Annotated in this window: 15 protein-coding genes; 9 read left to right on the forward strand and 6 right to left on the reverse strand. The window is 68.0% G+C overall.

From position 1 onward, the window contains the following. Position 1 precedes the first annotated feature (1 nt). Entirely contained in the window at positions 2–1,006 is a 1,005-nt protein-coding gene (locus tag ODI_RS18540; RefSeq protein ID WP_067749865.1) for a lysophospholipid acyltransferase family protein, read from the forward strand. Between the two features lie 167 nt (positions 1,007–1,173). On the opposite strand, the gene ODI_RS18545 is transcribed toward ODI_RS18540, so the two are convergent. The 6 genes from ODI_RS18545 to ODI_RS18570 form a co-directional block, all read right to left on the reverse strand. Further along, positions 1,174–2,304 carry a porin gene (locus tag ODI_RS18545; protein WP_067749929.1) on the reverse strand — a complete coding sequence of 377 codons (1,131 nt, stop codon included), beginning with the start codon at positions 2,302–2,304 and terminating at the stop codon, positions 1,174–1,176. Between the two features lie 313 nt (positions 2,305–2,617). Further along, positions 2,618–4,144, reverse strand: coding sequence for an LTA synthase family protein (locus ODI_RS18550; RefSeq protein ID WP_067749869.1), 1,527 nt, complete (start codon positions 4,142–4,144; stop codon positions 2,618–2,620). Next, the gene (locus ODI_RS18555) at positions 4,134–4,934 is read right to left on the reverse strand and encodes an SDR family NAD(P)-dependent oxidoreductase (protein ID WP_067749873.1); all 801 of its coding nucleotides are present in this window, start codon (positions 4,932–4,934) and stop codon (positions 4,134–4,136) included. Before ODI_RS18555 ends, ODI_RS18550 begins: the two co-directional genes overlap by 11 nt. Then, the gene (locus ODI_RS18560; protein WP_067749930.1) at positions 4,931–6,181 is read right to left on the reverse strand and encodes a capsule biosynthesis protein; all 1,251 of its coding nucleotides are present in this window, start codon (positions 6,179–6,181) and stop codon (positions 4,931–4,933) included. Before ODI_RS18560 ends, ODI_RS18555 begins: the two co-directional genes overlap by 4 nt. Beyond that, positions 6,178–8,172, reverse strand: a complete 1,995-nt coding sequence (locus tag ODI_RS18565) for a capsular polysaccharide biosynthesis protein (RefSeq protein ID WP_067749876.1) — start codon at positions 8,170–8,172, stop codon at positions 6,178–6,180. The genes ODI_RS18560 and ODI_RS18565 overlap by 4 nt, the downstream gene beginning before the upstream one ends. Continuing rightward, positions 8,169–9,086 carry a CgeB family protein gene (locus tag ODI_RS18570; protein WP_231968095.1) on the reverse strand — a complete coding sequence of 306 codons (918 nt, stop codon included), beginning with the start codon at positions 9,084–9,086 and terminating at the stop codon, positions 8,169–8,171. The genes ODI_RS18565 and ODI_RS18570 overlap by 4 nt, the downstream gene beginning before the upstream one ends. Positions 9,087–9,363: 277 nt before the next feature. Between ODI_RS18570 and ODI_RS18575 the strand changes: the two genes are divergently transcribed. The 8 genes from ODI_RS18575 (at position 9,364) to ODI_RS18610 (ending at position 17,745) form a co-directional block, all read left to right on the forward strand. Beyond that, positions 9,364–10,956 carry a YjbH domain-containing protein gene (locus ODI_RS18575; RefSeq protein ID WP_067749880.1) on the forward strand — a complete coding sequence of 531 codons (1,593 nt, stop codon included), beginning with the start codon at positions 9,364–9,366 and terminating at the stop codon, positions 10,954–10,956. Further along, the gene (locus tag ODI_RS18580; protein WP_067749882.1) at positions 10,953–11,657 is read left to right on the forward strand and encodes an MORN repeat-containing protein; all 705 of its coding nucleotides are present in this window, start codon (positions 10,953–10,955) and stop codon (positions 11,655–11,657) included. Before ODI_RS18575 ends, ODI_RS18580 begins: the two co-directional genes overlap by 4 nt. Before the next feature lie 329 nt (positions 11,658–11,986). Next, complete coding sequence (wecC, locus tag ODI_RS18585) at positions 11,987–13,333, forward strand: UDP-N-acetyl-D-mannosamine dehydrogenase (protein WP_067749885.1); 1,347 nt, start codon at positions 11,987–11,989, stop codon at positions 13,331–13,333. 79 nt (positions 13,334–13,412) lie between these two features. Continuing rightward, positions 13,413–14,195, forward strand: a complete 783-nt coding sequence (locus ODI_RS18590) for an ABC transporter permease (RefSeq protein ID WP_074046761.1) — start codon at positions 13,413–13,415, stop codon at positions 14,193–14,195. Further along, positions 14,192–14,851 carry an ABC transporter ATP-binding protein gene (locus ODI_RS18595; RefSeq protein WP_067749887.1) on the forward strand — a complete coding sequence of 220 codons (660 nt, stop codon included), beginning with the start codon at positions 14,192–14,194 and terminating at the stop codon, positions 14,849–14,851. Before ODI_RS18590 ends, ODI_RS18595 begins: the two co-directional genes overlap by 4 nt. A 10-nt stretch (positions 14,852–14,861) precedes the next feature. Further along, positions 14,862–15,980 carry a hypothetical protein gene (locus ODI_RS18600; RefSeq protein WP_067749889.1) on the forward strand — a complete coding sequence of 373 codons (1,119 nt, stop codon included), beginning with the start codon at positions 14,862–14,864 and terminating at the stop codon, positions 15,978–15,980. Positions 15,981–16,018: 38 nt separating this feature from the next. Then, positions 16,019–17,146 (forward strand): non-hydrolyzing UDP-N-acetylglucosamine 2-epimerase, encoded by a 1,128-nt coding sequence (gene wecB, locus ODI_RS18605; protein ID WP_067749890.1) that lies wholly within the window; start codon positions 16,019–16,021, stop codon positions 17,144–17,146. 26 nt (positions 17,147–17,172) lie between these two features. Further along, on the forward strand, positions 17,173–17,745 hold the full coding sequence (locus tag ODI_RS18610) for a hypothetical protein (protein ID WP_067749892.1): 573 nt from the start codon (positions 17,173–17,175) through the stop codon (positions 17,743–17,745). Positions 17,746–17,747 lie beyond the last annotated feature (2 nt).

The raw sequence follows: 17,747 nt of genomic DNA on the forward strand, positions 1-17,747 counted from the left end.
CATGCCACATCCCGACGTGCGCCCCGCCCGCAGCGTGCCGCTCGTGCGCACGGGGGCAGAACATGCGGCGCCGCCAAGCCTGCGAGGCGCGCTGCGCAGCGGCGCCGCATGCCGCCGCTGGTGCCGGTACTGGCTGCGCGATCCAGCCGTCGGCCTGGCCGAACATGCCTTCTTCCACCTGTTTCGCGCCCTGCCCCTGGACCTGGTTTCGCGCATCGGCGCGCGGCTGGGCCGCTACCGCGGCGCGGAGCTGGCCAGGCTCTCGCAACGCGCTGGCATCGCGCTGGGCGACCTGGCGCCCGGCCTGTCCGAACCCGCGCGCGCGCAATTGCTTGAGCGCCTGCGGGCCAACTCGGGCCGCGCCTTCCTGGAGGCCCTGAACGCGGACCGGGTGTGCAGCGAGGCGCGCGTGCTGCTGGCGGACCCCGTCACGCTGTCGCGCGTGGTCGCTTCCGGCCGGCCGCTGATCTTCGTGTCGGTGCACACCGCCAATCTCGGCGACCTGCTGGGCGCCATCCTGCTGCGCCGCGTGCGCCACCGAGCCGCGACCACCACCCGGCCCTTCGCCAACCGCTACCGCGAGCGCCTGGCCGTGCGCATGCGCGCGGGCATGGACGTGCAGATCCTGCACCCCAGCATCTCGGCGGCCCGCCAGCTGCTGCGCCACCTGCGCGCGCCGCGCCAATCGATCCTGCTGCATCTGGACGAGGCCCGCGGCCAGCAGATCCACTTTCCCGTCTTCGGCGGCCCGCTGCCGCGAGGAGGCAACCTGACCCTGGCACTGCGCCTGGCACGCCTGAGCGGCGCCCTGCTGGTGCCGGTGCACCTGCGTCGACGTCTCGAAGGGGCGCACTTCATGCTGCACCTGGGCACGCCCATGGACCTCTCCGAGCCTGGCGCGACGCTGACCGACGATGAAGCGGCGCGCCAGCTGGACGAATACTTCAGCACAGTGGTGCGTCGCCACCTGGACGACTGGCAGCAGCTCTATTTCCTGCGGCGCTAGCGGGCGCGACGCGGGGGACTTTCCTTGTCGCCGGGTCGTCCCAAGGCAAAAAAGAGCCACCCCGAAAGGTGGCTCAAGAACCTGACCTGCCCTCTGCGATAGCCGGCCGGTATTGCCCTGCGGATGTCCGGCCAGGCCTGCAAGCGGCCCGGCGGACGTCGAGTCGATCAGAAACGGTGGCGCAAGCCCACGCCCACGGTGGTCATCTTGTTGCCGTAGACGAACGCCGCGCGGTTCGCGTACGAGGCGAACGCGTACAGGTTGGTGCGCTTGGACAGGTCGTGCAGGTAGCCCAGGCTGTAGACGTCGGTGGCCGAGAGGTTCTTGTTCGGGTCGGCGCGCTGGTAGGAACCCAGCACCTTGCCCGAGGCACCCACCGGCGCGGACAGGCCGACCAGGTAGGAATGCACCGTCAGGCCCTTCCAGGTGAAGTCCTGGTTGGTCGTCCCGGTGCCCCGGGCGGGCGTGTTCGGGTTGTTCCTGCCGGCCACGAGGTCGATGTCCTGGCCGGACAGCAGACCGTCCTTGGTGTAGCCATAGGCGGCCGAGATCTTCAGCACCTCCAGGTCATAGGCCGCGCCCAGGATGGCCTGCTTGGGCTGCGGCGCGCTGGGATGGCGGAACTGCTGGTCATAGGTCAGCGCGACCTCGAGCGGGCCCGAGGCGTAGCGCAGGCCGGCGGTGACCGCGCGGTTCTTCTCGTCGTTCTCGAAGGCGCCGGGCAAGGTGCGGTCCTGGTCGAATTCGAAGGAGTAGCCCACCGCGGCCTGGAAGCCGCCCCACACCGGCGTGTGGTAAAGGATCGCGTTGTCGTAGCGCACGCTGTTGGCGGCGCTGAACGCGGTGCCGGCCGTGGCCTGCAGGAAATCCAGTTCGAAGGGGTCGATGCCCTTCAGGAAATTGCTCGCGACGTTTTTCTGCCGGCCCAAATCGATGCGGCCATAGGCATCGTGCGCGAGTCCCAAGGTGGCCTGGCGGCCGAACAGCCGGTCACTCTGGCCCGAGCGGCCGGTCGTGGGCGAAAAGCCGCTTTCCAGCACGAAGATGGCGCGCAGGCCGTCGCCCAGGTCTTCGCTGCCACGCAGGCCCCAGCGCGAACCGCTCTGCTGGTTCGCCCCCGTCGACAGGCGCGACTGGTAATCGCCGCCATATTGGGGCCGGGCGCCGTCGGTACGGCCCACCTTCCCACGCTGATAGACCAGGCCCGCGTCGATCAACCCATACAGGGTTACCGACGTTTCGGCCTGGGCGACGGCGGAGGCACCGAGGCTGCCTGCCAACAGCGCGCCGGCCAACATTTTGCTCTTCTTGGCGTACACAGATCTTCTCCTGGTTTACCGGAAAAATAATGGTGCGGACCGTCCCCGACGGCGACGATTACACCCTATCCATTGCGGCGAGACTATCAGACCGGAAAACAGAATCTGTAAGTAAATAAGCTGTTGTTTTTCACGGAAATCCATTCGAATCAACTACATGCGAATTTTCCCTTTCAATATTGGATAACCATTCAGGCGCATTATCTGCCGGTTTTTCCCCAATCCATTTAAATAATGAAAACTCGCCACCTGGATAAATTGCGCATTATCAGCACAAAATACGCAGCCCCTCTCAGCACATTCCCATGCGCGCAAGGAAATCGCGCGCCAATGCACTGGCGCGCAGGTCGCGGGCGTCGCCCCCGCCCGGGCGCCGGGGCGACCAGGCGAGGTAGTGCGTGTGGCCAGGCGGCTCGCCCAGCAGCCGGTAGGCGGCGGGCATGATCGGCACGTGGTCACCGAAGAAGCACAGTCCGCTGTCGCGCGGTTGCGCGGCCAGGGCATCGGCGAGCATGCCCAACATGCTGTCGGCATGACGCAGGTGGCGCGCGTAGGCGACCAGTTCGTCGCAGCCTTCCGGCAGCGGGACGCCGGCGACGTCGTCGCGATCCTGCGCCGTGACACGCTCCCAATGCAGGGGGCCGTGGTTTTCCATCGTGATGACATGGACGTAAAGCGGACGGTCCCTTTCCGCTCGCAACAGGCCCGTGACGAAACTGGCCAACGCGACGTCCCCCACATAGGCGCCCTCGCGCGCGGCCCCGGCGAAGGCCGCGCCATCGATGAATTGGTCGAAGCCGAGCAGCGGCATCAGGCGGTCGCGGCCATAGAAGGTGCCATGGTAAGGATGGACGCACACCGTGCGGTACCCCGCCTCGCGCAGCCGCGACGCGATCGTGGCCACGCCGCTGGCCGCCAGGCGCTGGTACGGCTGGTAGCGGTGCACGCCCAACGCCGCCTCTTCCAGGCCCGTCAGGAAGGCGAACTCCGTGCGGATCGTGTTGGCGCCCCAGGCGGGCACGGCCAGCCGCCCATGGGCCAGCGCCTGGGCTCGCAGCGCGTCGTAGCGGGGCAGCAGGTCGGCCCGCAGGCAGGCGTAGCTTTCCCGGGCATCGAAAAACGATTCGCTCTGCACCGTCACGAGGTCCGGCAGGGCCTCGGCGCGAGCGGGCAGGTGCAGCGGCAGGCCTGCAAAGGGCGGCGCCAGCGCGGGCAGTTGCCGCGCCTGGCTGCCATAGCGCCAGAGCGAGGCGACCAGTCCCCAGGCGCGCACATCCCGCTGCGCCACCCACGACGTATCCAGGCGGGCACTTGCGGCACGGGCGGCGCACAGCGCCCCCACCCCCACCGCGAAGCAGCCCAGGACAGCCGAGGCGCGCGCGGATGCCCCGCCATCGAAATGGGGCGGCTCCAACACCAGGCCGGCCCAGAACGCCCCCGCGCAAGCCAGCAGCGCCCCCAACAGGCGCCACCATCCCAGGAACGGCAGGTACAGCCGCGGATGCCGCAAGGCATCGGTGAAATACTCGAAGTCCTGGCACACGAAGGGCTCGCGCAAGGCGTCGAACTTCGCCCGGCCCACCAGCACGACCACCAGCAATGCGGCGAGCGCCAACGCGGCGGCGAACCAGGGCCGCGCCAGCAGGGCCAGCAGCGTCGCGTACGCGGCCGTCCATACCGACAGGTGCACGGCCAGCGCGTGGACAGGCCTGCGCCAGGGCGCGCGCGGGCGCGGCAGGGCGCCCGCCTCCACGACGAAGGACAGCGCGCCGCCCGTGGCCCACGCCGCCAGCAGCGATGCGCCGGCCTCAGGCGCCATAGCCCAACCATCGCAGGATGCGCGAGGCCAGCCAGGGCGGCGCCGCGCCCAGCAGCCAGGTGCCCCAGCCCAGCCAGAACGGGAACACGATGCGCGCGCGATTGGCGCGCAGGCCGCGCCGGATGGCGCGCGCGGCACGCGGCGCATCCCAGAGGAAAGGCTTGGGCCCGGGCATCGCCGCGCACATCGGCGATACCACGTAGCCCGGCATCACCACGCTGAGCGAAACGCCCTTGGGCGCCAGCACGTCGCGCATGGCTTCGCCATAGGCCTTGAGCGCGGCCTTGCTGGCGGAATAGGCCGGCACCCGCGGCAGGCCCCGGAAAGCCGCCAGCGAACTCACCAGCGCGATCTGCCCCTGTCCGCGCGCGCACATGGCCCGGGCCGCTACCTCCACGGTGGCGATCGCCGCCAGCACGTTCACGTCCAGCAGGTGGCGCATTTTCTCCCAGCCTTCGCTGCAGGCGCCCGGCGGTACGCTGATGTTGATGCCCGCCGCGACCACCACCAGATCGGGCGCGACCGGGGTGCACAGCCCGGTCAGCGTCTGGCGCCAGCCATCGAGATCGGCCAGGTCCGCCTCGCAGGCAAGCACCTGCGCGCCGCGCGCGCGGCAGTCGGCAGCCAATGCCGCCAAACGTTCCCCGCGCCGCCCGTGCAGGACCAAGGTGACGCCGGGCGCGGCATAGGCCAGCGCAAGGGCCCCGCCGATCTCGCCGCTGGCCCCCGTGATCAGCACGCGGGTGGGGGCGCGCAACGGCAGGCGCGCAGCCTGGCGGCGGGGGTTCATGGCGTCTCCTTTGGCGGGCAGGCGTCCAGCAGCCTTTCCAGTTCGGAGGCGCGTGCCTCCAGGCGGGACACGGTGCCGGCCAGGGCCAGGCCGATACCCTCCCTGCTGTAGAAGCCGCCATTGACCTGGGTGGTATGGATCACGGTATTGCGGAACAGCCGAAACAGCTCGGCATCCGGCCGGGCGGGCCGCGCCCAGAACGTCTCGAGCCCGCCCTGGTGGCTCAGTCCCGGCATGTCATAGATGGCGCGCCCCAGCACGGCCAGCGGGCAGCGGTGGACGAGCGCGGAGCCACCCACGGTGCTGTTGACCGTCACCACGCCGCGGGCATGCGACAGCAGCGTGGGAAGGTGGCCGCTTTCGATGAAATGCAGCCGGTGGGCCACGCCGAGCGCCTCGCCGGCCTGGCGCAGGAGCGCCTCACGGTCGTGCACGCCATAGTCCAGCGGATGGTTCTTGACCAGCAGATGGGCGGCCGGCGGCGCGTGGCGCGCAAAGGAATCCAGCACCTCGCGCAGGACCTCGCCCATGTCGGCATAGCGCGAATGGAAGCGGATCTGCGCATCGGTATCGAGCTGCAGCGGCAGCAGGAAGAACGGGATGCGACGCGTCACCAGCGCATGCGCGGTCTCGGCGTCGCGCGCCTGGCGGCGCCACACGCGCTGCATGCGCCACAGGTAGCCGGCATACTCGCGCGGCGCGCTGTGCAGGGCGTGGCCCCGATAGCACGGCACGAATAAGGGATTGGCCGCGCCCGCCAAGTGGTAGCAGACGTCGTACCACGCGCGCCGCCACATCGGCGCGGCAAAGGGCGTGCCATTGCCATAGTCCGGCAGGGACGCGCCCACCTCGCGGTACCAGTCCGGCGACCGGGGCAGCAGTGAGTTCCCGTTGACGCCGCCACGCTCGAGCGTGATCCACGAGGGGCGGAAATAGCCCTCCTCGAACACATGGATACGCAGGCCGGCCTCGCGCGCGGCCCGCACCACCGGCATGTGGACCGGCCGCTGGTCGCCGAACAGCACGACATCGCTCACGCCGTACTCTGCAAGCTTCTCGCGCGCATGCCTTTTCAATCCCAGCAGGGGGCCGTCGTAGGTCCAACCCGCCCGCCCCCGCCAGGCCCAGGCATCGCCCGCGTTGAAGTTCATGCGCACGACATCGTGGCCGTGCTGCGCCAGCGCGTCGGCCAGCCTGGCGAAGAATGGCGAGCACACGCCCTGGAGGAACAGGAAGGTCTGCGTCAAGGGCGCGCTCCCAGACGGGCGGCCATCCGGCGCCACCAACCGGGGCGCACGCCGCGCTCGCCATCCTCGCGCAGCTCGTCCACGATGCGCTCTGCCTCGCAATAGTGGCGTGTGCGGGCGCTGACGTAGACGGGGTACAGCAGCAGCGTCCCCGCGACCAGTTCATCCAGCGACAACTGGCGGCCTCGCCTTTGCAGCGTGGCCGCCTCGAGCCCGAGATCCTGTGTGAGCCCCCAGCCCGCATAGAACGGCTGGCCATAGGTCACGACCTTGCGGCCGCGCAGCAACGCCTCGAAACCGGCAAGCGAGGTGAGCACGTGCACTTCGTCGACCTGTCCGAGCACGCGCGAAAACGGCACGTCGCCCAGGACCTCGTCGCAGTCGCGGTGCGCGGCGTCCTCGCCCAGGCCCGCGCGCCGAAGCCGCGCCAGCACGTCGGGATGCGGCTTGTAGACCACGTGCGCATCCGGGCAGGCTGCCCGCACGGCGCGCAGCAAGTCGATATTGCGTGTGACGCCGCTGGCGCCATGGCGAATGGAGGCATCGCTTTCCACTTGACCCGTCACCAGGACCACCCGGTCCTTGCCCGCCGGCCGGCGCCATTCGCCCGCGCCGACGTTGTATTTCGTGACCCCGTCACGGCAAAGGCGCGTGCGCAGGTCCGCCGCCCTCGCCCGCAAGGCGTCGTCGAAGTCGTGCTCGCGCAGCAGGGTTTCCAGCCGCGAAGGCGAGCGCGCATCGTAATAGATGCCCTGGTCGTCGACGACCCAGGACAGCGGCCGCACCAGGGCGGCGCCCAATCCCACCGACCGCAGGAAGCCGTCCTCCAGCCGCAGTACCGGGCCCGGGCGGGCCGGCAGCGTGATGCCGCCCTGTTCCAGCCGATGCCCCCAGACGGCCAGCGCAGCCTCCGGCGGCGCATCGCGGGGATGATCGATGAAGCGGGGCGTGCTGCCCGCCAGGAAATCGCGGACATAGGCGCGCTTGCGGCGAGGGAAGCCGCAGGCATGGACGACGGCCGGGAAGCGCTGGCGCATGCGCCGCTGCAATGCGATCCACGCCAGCGTCTCCTCGGGTCCCGTGGGCTGACCGGTGTGGGGATCCACATACCTGGGATAGCTCACCAGCGCGGCATGCACGAGCTGCGCCAGGCCAACCCGGCCGCGGCGGGACGGGGCCGCCAGCGCATCCTCGGTCAGGCCCCAGCCAGCATAGAACGGCATGCCGAACGTCCGCACGCGCTTGCCCCACAACAGCGCCTCGAAGCCCAGTTGCGAAGTCACCACGTACACGGCCTCCACCTGGGCCAGCAGGCCCACCGGATGCAGTTCGTCGGCCAGCACGCGAACCTGCGCGGGCAGGCTGTGCAGGTCGAAATGTCCCTGCTTGTGGCCGGCCACCACCTCGGGATGCAGCTTGAGCAGGACCTGCTTGCCGGGGTTCTCCTCACAGGCCGCCTGCAACATGCGCGCGAAGCTTTGCGCGTCGGCCAGGCCGCCGGCGATGGAGGCATCGCCGCGTGTCTGGTCCACCACGAGCACGGCGCCGGGCGCCAGCGTGCCGGCGAAATCCCGAGCATGGTTGTATTTGGAGACCCGTCCCGCGCACCAGGCGCGGCGCAGCAGGTGCGCGCGGCGCATCTCGTCCTCGCCCAGCGGACGGCGCACCAGGGCTTCCAGCGCCGAAGGACGGGAAGCGTCGTAATAGATCCCCGTGTCGTCGACCACCATCGAAAGCGCCATGCTGTCCCGGCCCGGGGCCAGGCCGCGCAGGAACCCATCTTCCAGCCGCAGGCAAGCCAGGCCATCCCGCCGCGCCAGGCATTGCGCCCGCTGTCCGCTGGCCTTGCTGCCCCAGCCCAGCCAGGCGCTGGCGCCGGCGGGCGCGCGCCAGGCCGGCACGATACGGGCCCGCAGGAGAACCGCCAGCTCGCGGCGGCGCCACAGTCCATGGTCACGCAGCGAGACCGCGTAGATCGGCAGCTCGCTCATCTAAGGCCGCATGCCGCCAAGAGCTGCGCCAGGCGGTGCGACCAGGTGTGCTCGCGCTGCACGTAGTCCGCCCCCTCGCGCGCCCGCGCAAGGTCGTCGGGCGCGGGGCCCAGCGCCAGCCGATCGTACAGTTCGCGCGCCTCGCCGGGCGTCTCGACCACGTGGCAATACGGCGCGAACAGCCGCTCGACGGAGCGCGCCGGCGTCGTCACGGCAATGCCCGCGCAGCCCAGTATTTCCACGAGCCGCCGCGAGAACATGGTGTCCGAATCCTCGACCGTGTTGACGTTGAGCGAGGCCACGTAGTGGCGATAGATGTCCGCCGTGCGGGAATAAGGCACGCGCGCAAGCACCTCGAGGTGGGGCTGGGGCGGCACCCGGTAGTTGGGCGAGCGCCGGGCCGAGTTGCGGTCGAACAGGGTCAGGCCGATGCCCGAGGCCGCCGCGAAGAGCATGTCCTGGCGTGCCCGCCTTGCGCCATGGAGATGCCGGCTGTAGCTGCCGACGAAGGCCGCGCGCCGATACCGGAAGTCGAAGCCCTGGAAGGCGTGGATGCGCGGCTGGACCGCGAACATCAATGCCTGCACCGTCCGGTCGTCGCCCAGCACCGCGCGATAGCGGGGAATGCTGTTTGCATCGACGGTGAACACGTGCTCGAACAACGAGGCGCTATCGATGAAACGCTCGAAATGCGTGCCATCTTCCTTGTTCCAGAAGGCAGTGGGAATGCCCTGCTCGCGCGCCAGCCGGACCAGGCCCCGCAACGCATTGTTGTTGCGCCGCGGATGGTCCGGATAGGCCGCGATGCGATAGCGCCAGGCGCCGCGCCGCCCTTCCCAGGCGGACTCCACCAGGATCAGATCCGGCTTCCAGAATCGCAGGACGTAGGGGTAATTGAAGGGTGTGAGCTGCACGACGCAGCATTCAGGCGCCAGGCACGCAGCGGTCAACGCATCCGACACCAAGCCGATACGCAACGCACCAAACTGTTTTTTTGTCACAAACAAAACCTCTGATAATGCCCCGTGCCGTAATTTCCTGTTTTTCCCATGCCGGCATCATAATCGTGCACAAAAACAGATCCGCCACCATTTCAGCAGCAGGATAACGCTCCTTTGGCGCAAATAGATAATAAACTGTGCTGCCGAAAAATACCCTCCCGCATCAGCCGCACGCGTCGTTTCGATCCGCATGAATATTCCCAGCCTCGCCCTGTCCGGTCCGCGGCCCAGGCAGGCCGCCGCCTGGGCCATGCGCGCGCCGCGCGTTCGGCTCGTGGCCACCTTGCTGCTTGCCGGCGCATGCGCCAGCGGCGGCGCCCAGGCCCAGATCACCCACAATGCCGCCCCCTACGCCCTGACGCCCGAATGGGTCGACGACCGTGGCCCCCTGCCCGGCGGGCGCTGGGCCGAAAGCCTTGCGCTTCCTGGCGCCGCGGCCTGGGAGCAGGACACCGCCGCGCGTGCCCGGCTGCTGCATGCGCTGCATAACGACGGTTTCGCCAACGTGGCCCTGGCGCCGCTTCCGGGAGGCGTCGCGCTGCACCTGTCCGACACCTGGCGCCGTTCGCCCTTGCGGGCGCTGTCGCGGGCCTCGCGCATCGTGCTGGCTTATCTGCCGCTGTCCACGCGGACGCTGGAAATACGCCTGGATATCCAGGATATGGCGGGTCCCAGCTATCGCTACGACAATCTGCCCGAATTGCGCCGGTACTTTTCCGGGGACAGCACCGATGCGGCGCTGGCGAAAACCATCCATATTGCGCACAACAATAGCCAGAAAGCGCAGGCATTGCCGGAGCCGGATTATCTCGACCGGGCCACCGGCCAATATGCCGACATGCCCGCCGCGCGCGCCCAGGCAGCCCGGCAACCACGCGAATCCATCCGTTCCGCGCGCGAGGCGGCCTGGTTCGGCGCGCACGGCGGCGGCGTCTGGCTGCAGCCCTACGCCTCGCTGTACCAGGGCGCGCCCGGCGGCGGCCGGGGCTACGACGCCGGCTTGAAGCTGGCCGGCCAACTCCGGATCGCCCCGGGGTGGTGGCTGCAGGGGGCACTGGGCCTGTCGGCCGTGCAGGACCTGCCCCGCCGCGGCGACACGGCAACGGCGGGACTGGCGCGGGTCAGGTCCGGGCTGGCCGACTACGGTTCGCCGCGCGCGCGGGTGGACAGCGCGCTGATCCACCGCTACTGGCAGGCCGGCCCGCGCTGGTACTTCCGCGCATCGGCCGGCTGGTACGAAGCCATGTATGGCGGCATCGGCGCCCAGGCGCTTTACGTCTCGCCCAGCCGCAACTGGACCTTCGACGTGGCCGCCGACCGGGTACGGCTGCGTGAACGCGCCGGCCTGGGATTCGAATCCGCGAGCCATAACACCGCGCTGCTGTCGGCCCACTACCGGCCCGCCTGGGCCGAAAGGCTGACCCTGACCGCGCGCGCCGGACGTTTCCTGGCCGGCGACCTCGGCGCACGCGCCGAAATCGCCTATACCCTGCCCGCGGGGGTGGAAGTGGGCGCCTGGTATGCCCGCAGCCAGGACCGCGATGCCTACGGCCGTGACGCCAATCACGGCTTCTTCATGCGCGTGCCGCTCTCGCTGCTGCTGGGCGGCGCCGGGTCGGTGTCGCAGGCCGCGTTCCAATTCTCGCGCTGGCCCGGCGACGCGGCCCAAATGCTCGACCAGCCCGCCGACCTCGCCCGGACGCTGCGCAGCGTGCTGCGTACGCCCGCCCGCGAGGATGACCTCGGCGAGTTCGCCGACCTGCCGCCCGGAGGACTGCCATGATGTTTCCAAGACGCGCCGCCAGGCGCCTGGCGCTGGCCGGCGCCTGCCTCTTTCCGCTTTCCTCCGCCCTTGCCGGGCAGCCGGGCTGCATCGTCCGGGAACCGGGCCTCTCCGAGCGCTATGCAGGCGCCTGCGTGGCCGGGGCCGCGCACGGCCAAGGCCTGGCCTCGGGCACCGAAGGCCGCTACCAGGGCGAGTTCCGCGACGGCCTGCGCGAAGGCCGCGGCATCCAGCACTATGGCAACGGCGACATCTACGCGGGCCAGTGGCGGGGCGGCAAGCGCGATGGCGAAGGCACGTACTGGTTCGGCAAGGCGTCCCCCTGGGCCGGCGACCGCTACCAGGGGCACTGGCGCCAGGACGAATACGCCGGTGCCGGGAAATACACATTCGCCCCGTCAGGCGATAGCTATCGCGCAGACTGGCAACCAGGCATGTCCCTGGAAACCCCTTCAGGCGCCATGGTCCAACGGGCACGCGCCGCACGCGACGGCACGAATTTCACCATCGGGCAGCAGGTCTGCTCGGTGACCACGCCGGGAGCCTGGCCAGGACAAATCGCGCGCGGAACCATAAAAAAAATGCAGGAAGACGCCGGAATCGTGCTGGTCAATATCACTGATCGTGCAATCCTGGCTGCCAGCCCATTATCCCCCCCGCAAAGATGGGAGCGCGGCGCCAATTGGAAACCGTGCGACTGAGCACGATTTTATTATCCCTGCACACCACTGCGCAGCCATTCCAGGCGTTACACAAATAATCATCTTCTCCTTCGTGTAAATAATTCTCGACCACGAAGCGGGGCAGAATCTTGTCGGCAACATAATCGTTGCCCCGTTGGATCCGGCGCTTGACAAATAGTCGCCGGTACCAGCGACGAGAGAGGCATACCAGCCCTCGCCATTCAATTCCAAGAGGTATTCAGCCCGCCAAAGAGGGTGTCCCGGCAAATCCCGCGGACACACGGAGCCGTGCGCGTTTTTGTTTCGCGCGCTGGCAGGTCAATCTGTTGCCATACGAAGAGGTTTTCATGTCTTCTCAGAGTATCAAGCGAGTTTCGGTCATCGGTCTGGGCTATATCGGGCTGCCCACGGCCGCACTGTTCGCATCGCGCCAGGTCCAGGTCATCGGGGTGGATATCAACCAGCACGCCGTCGACACCATCAACCAGGGCCGCATCCATATCGTCGAGCCCGAGCTCGACAAGGTCGTGAAGGAAGCCGTGGATGGGGGCTATCTGCGGGCCACCACCCAGCCCGAGCCGGCCGACGCCTACCTGATCGCGGTGCCGACCCCCTTCCGCGAGAACCACGAACCCGACCTGAGCTATATCGAGGCCGCCGCCAAGGCGATCGCCCCCCAGCTCGCGCGCGGCAACATCGTGATCCTCGAGTCGACCTCGCCCGTGGGCGCCACCGAGCAGATGGTCCAGTGGCTGGCAGAAGCCCGCCCTGACCTGCGCTTCCCGACCAAGGACACGGGCGACGGCGAGATCGACGTCCATGTCGCCTATTGCCCCGAGCGCGTGCTGCCCGGCCAGGTGGTCCGCGAGCTGGTCGAGAACGACCGCATCATCGGCGGCCTCACGCAGGAAAGCTCGAACCGGGCGTGCCAGGTCTACCGCATCTTCGTGCGCGGCAAGCTGCTCGTGACCGATGCCCGCACCGCCGAAATGTCCAAGCTGACCGAGAACGCGTTCCGCGACGTCAACATCGCCTTCGCCAATGAACTCTCGCTCATCTGCGACAAGCTCGACATCAACGTGTGGGAACTGATCGACCTGGCCAACCACCACCCCCGCGTCAGCATCCTGCGCCCGGGCGCAGGCGTAGGCGGCCACTGCATCGCCGTCGACCCGTGGTTCATCGTCAGCAAGACGCCGCAGCAGGCCCGCCTGGTGCAGACCGCGCGCACCGTCAACGACAGCAAGCCGCACTGGGTCGTCGAGGAGATCCAGGGCGCCAGCGCGCTGGCGCGCCTGCAGGGCAAGAAGGAAGAAGACGTCAAGATCGCGTTGCTGGGCCTGGCGTTCAAGCCCGACATCGACGACCTGCGTGAAAGCCCGGCGCTGCATATCGCGACCGAGATCGTCGCCAAGCATCGCGGCCAGTTCCTGGTGGTCGAGCCCAACGTCGAGGCGCTTCCCGCCTCGCTGTCGGGCGCACGGTTGGTATCGCTGGAAGAGGCCATCGCGCAAGCCGACGTGGTGGCGGTTCTGGTCGCCCACACCCCCTTCCAGGGTCTGCGCGCCGTGCTGCGCGACGCGCAGATCGTGGTGGACGCGGTGGGCGTGGTCGACAGCAAGGCCATCGCCATCTCCGCAGGCTTCGAAGAAGCGCAGAACGAAGCGGCGGCAACGACGGCTCGCGCTGCTTGAAGCCGCTCGGTTTCATCGCCATCAAGACTGCCGGCGTCCGCGCCGGCAGTCTTGATCCCGCCTGAGCCGGAGCGCCACCATGCGAAAACGGTCTTCGTTGCGCATCATGCGCTCGGTGATCTATGCGCTCGCGCTGCGCGAGATGCTTGGCCGCTTCGGCCGCAACCGGCTGGGCGTGGTCTGGGTGCTCGCCGAGCCCCTGGCGCATGTGCTGGGGATGATCCTGGTGATGTCGCTGCTGCGCAACCGGGCGCTGCCCGGCTTCGACTATCCCGTGTTCATGCTGGTGGGCGTCGCGCCCTTCCTGCTCATCAAGAACACAGCCCTGCGCATGATGGAAGGCGCCAGCGCCAACAAGGGACTGTTCGCCTATCGGCAGGTCACGTTGATGGACACCTTCATTGCCCGGACCATCGTGGAGACCGTGCTGTCGGCGACGGTCTTCACGCTGATCCTGGCAGGCATGCTCTGGCTGGGTTTCGACATCGAACTGGCCAGGCCGCTGGAATGGCTGGGCTTCATCGCGCTGGGCCTGGCCTTCGGTTTCTCGCTGGGCGGCCTGCTCGCGGCGCTGGCCTATGCGCTGCCCGAGGCCAAGCTGGCCATCCGGCTGGTCTTCCTGCCGCTCTATTTCCTGTCGGGCGTCATCCTGCCGCCCTGGCATTTCCCGCCCGACACGCGCGCCATCATGCTCTGGAATCCGTTCGTGCACTTGCTGGAACTGATCCGCGGCGCGTTCTTTCCCTTCTATCCCAAGATGCAGGGCATCTCCGCGAGCTACGTGGCAAGCATCACCCTCGTGTTCGCCTTCGCATCGCTAGCGCTCTACCGGGCGCTGCGCCGGCGCATGACCGCCCTATGATCGCGCTGGAAAACGTCACCAAGTCCTATCGCACCCCGCGGGGGCGCCGCTATGTCTTCCGCGACCTCAGCCTGACCGTTCCGCCCGGCAAGAGCATCGGGCTGATCGGTCCCAACGGCGCGGGCAAGAGCACGCTCATGCGGCTCATCGGCGGCATGGACCAGCCGGACTCCGGCCGCGTGCGCACCGACGGCTCCTCCATCTCATGGCCCGTCGGCCTGAGCGGCAGCTTCCAGGGCAGCATGAGCGGGCGCGACAACGTCAAGTTCGTCTGCCGGGTCTACGGACAATCCGGCGCCGAGATGCGCCGCAAGGTCGAGTTCGTCGAGGACTTCGCCGCCATCGGCACGTCCTTCGACGAGCCCGTCAACACCTATTCGTCGGGCATGCGCTCGCGCCTCTCGTTCGGCCTGAGCATGGCCTTCGACTTCGACTACTACCTGATCGACGAAGTGATGTCGGTGGGCGACGCCAGCTTCCGGCGCAAGGCCGCCGATGCCTTCGCCGAGCGCGTCGAGCGCTCGAAGGTCATCCTCGTCACCCACAACATGAACGAGGTCGAGCGGCTCTGCAACGTGGTGCTGCTGGTCCAGAAAGGCGAAGTCACGCTCTTCGACGACGTCAAGACCGGCATCGAAACCTACATGAAACTCTAGCCGTCAGCCAATGAAGACCTCAGACCGGTACCTTGACCTGCTTACGCCGCGCCGCCTGGCGCTGGCCATCGTCGGCCTCCCCATGCTGCTTGCGGCGATGTACTACACCTTCATCGCCGCGGATCGCTACGTGAGCGAGTCCACGGTCGTCGTGCGCCAGGCGCGCGAAACGACCGCCGGCGCCACCGGCCTCATGACCATGCTGGCGGGCATCAACCCGGCGTCGACGGAGGACACGCTCTACCTGCAGCGCTACATCCTGTCGATGGACATGCTGACGCATCTCCAGGAAAAACTCGACCTGCGCAAGCACTATGAGCAGCACACTCTCGACTGGCCCTATCACCTTCCCGCGCACAGCACGCAGGCCGATCTGCTGGCGTACTACCGCTCGCGGGTCTCGGCCCACTACGACGACCAGGTGGGCCTGCTCCTGATCTCGGTGCAGGGCTTCGATGCAGCGTTCGCGCAGGCCATCAATCACGAGATCCTCAAGAAGAGCGAAGCGTTCGTCAACGACATCTCGCACCAGATCGCGCGTGAGCAGCTCAAGTTCGCGCAGCAGGAGCGGGCCGCTGCCCAGCAGCACTATGAGGAAAGCAAGCAGGTGCTGGTCCGCTTCCAGAACGAGCATGGCTTTCTCGATCCGCTCAACACCGGCGCGTCCAGGTCCGCCTTGATGGCAAACCTGGAGGGCGAACTGGCGCAACGCCAGGCGGAACTCTATGCCCTGCAGCAAAGCTACGGCCCGCGCGCCGCACCGGTGCAGAACCTGAATACCCAGATCACCGCGCTGGAACGCCAGATAGAGAAAGAGCGGCAGCGGCTGGTCGCCGTCAGCGGCGACCGCGACCAGCTCAACCAGATCGCGTCCCGCTACGAAAGCCTTGCCCTGCAGGCGCGCATCGCCGAGGAAGCCTACAAGATGGCCGTGGCCGGCGCGGAAAGCGCCCGCATAGAGGGCGTGAGAAAGCTCAAGACCCTTGCCGTGATCACCCAGCCCACCCAGCCTGACGAAGCCCTGTACCCGCGCGTGGCCTATGGCCTGTTCACGCTGCTGGTGGGTTTGTCGATGCTCTACGGGATCGCCCGTTTCACCGTCGCGACGATCCGCGACCACAAGGACTGAATGTCTCCGCCTCTCCGACCCTTTTCCTGCACAGCAACATGAAGATTCTGACCATATTTGGCACCCGACCCGAAGCCATCAAGATGGCCCCCCTGGCCCAGGCGCTGCGGGATCATCCCGACTTCAATGCCAAGGTGTGCGTGACCGCGCAACACCGCCAGATGCTCGACCAGGTGCTCGAACTATTCCAGCTCCAGCCCGACTATGACCTCGACATCATGAAGCCGGGGCAGAACCTGTACGACATCACCGCCAACATACTGACCCGCATGCAGGCGGTTCTGGAGGAATTCTCTCCCGATTACGTCCTGGTCCACGGCGACACGTCCACCACGCTGACCGCCGCACTGGCGGCGTTCTATGCCAAGGTGCCCGTGGGCCACGTCGAGGCTGGCCTGCGCACGCACGACATCTGGTCGCCCTGGCCTGAAGAGGCCAACCGCCAACTGACCTCCGTACTGACTTCGCTGCACTTCGCGCCCACCCGGCAGTCGGCCGCCAACCTGCTGGAGCAGGGCATCCCCGAGTCGCGCGTGTTCGTCACCGGCAATACCGTCATCGACGCCCTGGCCAAGGTCAAGCACCAGATCGAGTCGACCCCAAGCCTGAGCCAGGAACTCGCCCAACGGTTCCCCTTCCTGGGTGAAGGCATGCGCATGGTCCTGATCACCGGCCACCGGCGCGAGAATTTCGGACGCGGCTTCGAGAACATTTGCCAGGCCATCGCGGACCTCGCGCGCCGCAATCCGGACGTGCGCTTCGTCTATCCGGTGCACCTCAACCCCAACGTGCGCGAGCCCGTGCAGCGCATCCTGACCGACATCGACAATGTGCACCTGATCGAACCGCAGGAATACCTGCCGTTCGTCTGGTTGATGATCCACAGCACCCTGATCCTGACCGACTCCGGCGGCATCCAGGAGGAAGCCCCCTCCATCGGAAAGCCGGTGCTGGTCATGCGCGACAACACCGAACGTCCCGAGGCCGTCGAGGCGGGGACGGTGCGCATGGTGGGCACAGAGACCCGGGACATCGTCCAGGGCGTCCAGACCCTGTTGGACGACGAGGTGCAATACAACAAGATGGCGTTTGCGCACAACCCCTATGGCGACGGCACGGCGAGCAAGCAGATCGTCGACATCCTGCTGGCGCAGAAGGGCGGTTGAGGGATCACTCAGACGAGCCGGCCTTCATGCCCCTTCCGTTCATCCTGGCACGCCTCGGCGGCGGCCGCGCCCCGCTGGCGCTGGTCGCGCGGCAAGGGCCGTCCGATGGCCGCGATGGCCTCGAGCGGCAGGCCACGGCCGGCCCCGCCCCGCGGATGCTGCCCGTCTCACGGTGGCCGCGTTGGCTGCGCGCGGCCGTCCAGCCGGGCTCGACCTGCCGCCTGGACGGCACCATCGACCTGGGTGACGGCGACCTGTGCGCCGTGCGCGGCAGCATCCGCTTCCTGAACGCGCGACTGGAGAGGATTCCCTCGCGCGCCGCCGCGGGCGGAGGCCGGCCAGACGAAGAAGCATTCTTCCCCGCCACCCGGCTCGGCTGCCGCCATGCCTTCCACCGTTCCTTCATCTCGCCGCCCGGCGCCTGCCATATCGAGGTGTGCCTGGTGCTGACGCGATGGGTCGGCACCACAAGCCGGCCCACGGCCTCTGCGACGATTCGCGTCGCCATCTCACCCGCCGTCGGCATGACGGACGCCTCCCGAGCCAGCCTTTCCCCGGCAGCCACCCGCCATGCGGCGCACCATTTTCTCGCTGATTGACC

It is taken from the genome of Orrella dioscoreae (assembly GCF_900089455.2).
Classification (GTDB): domain Bacteria; phylum Pseudomonadota; class Gammaproteobacteria; order Burkholderiales; family Burkholderiaceae_B; genus Orrella; species Orrella dioscoreae.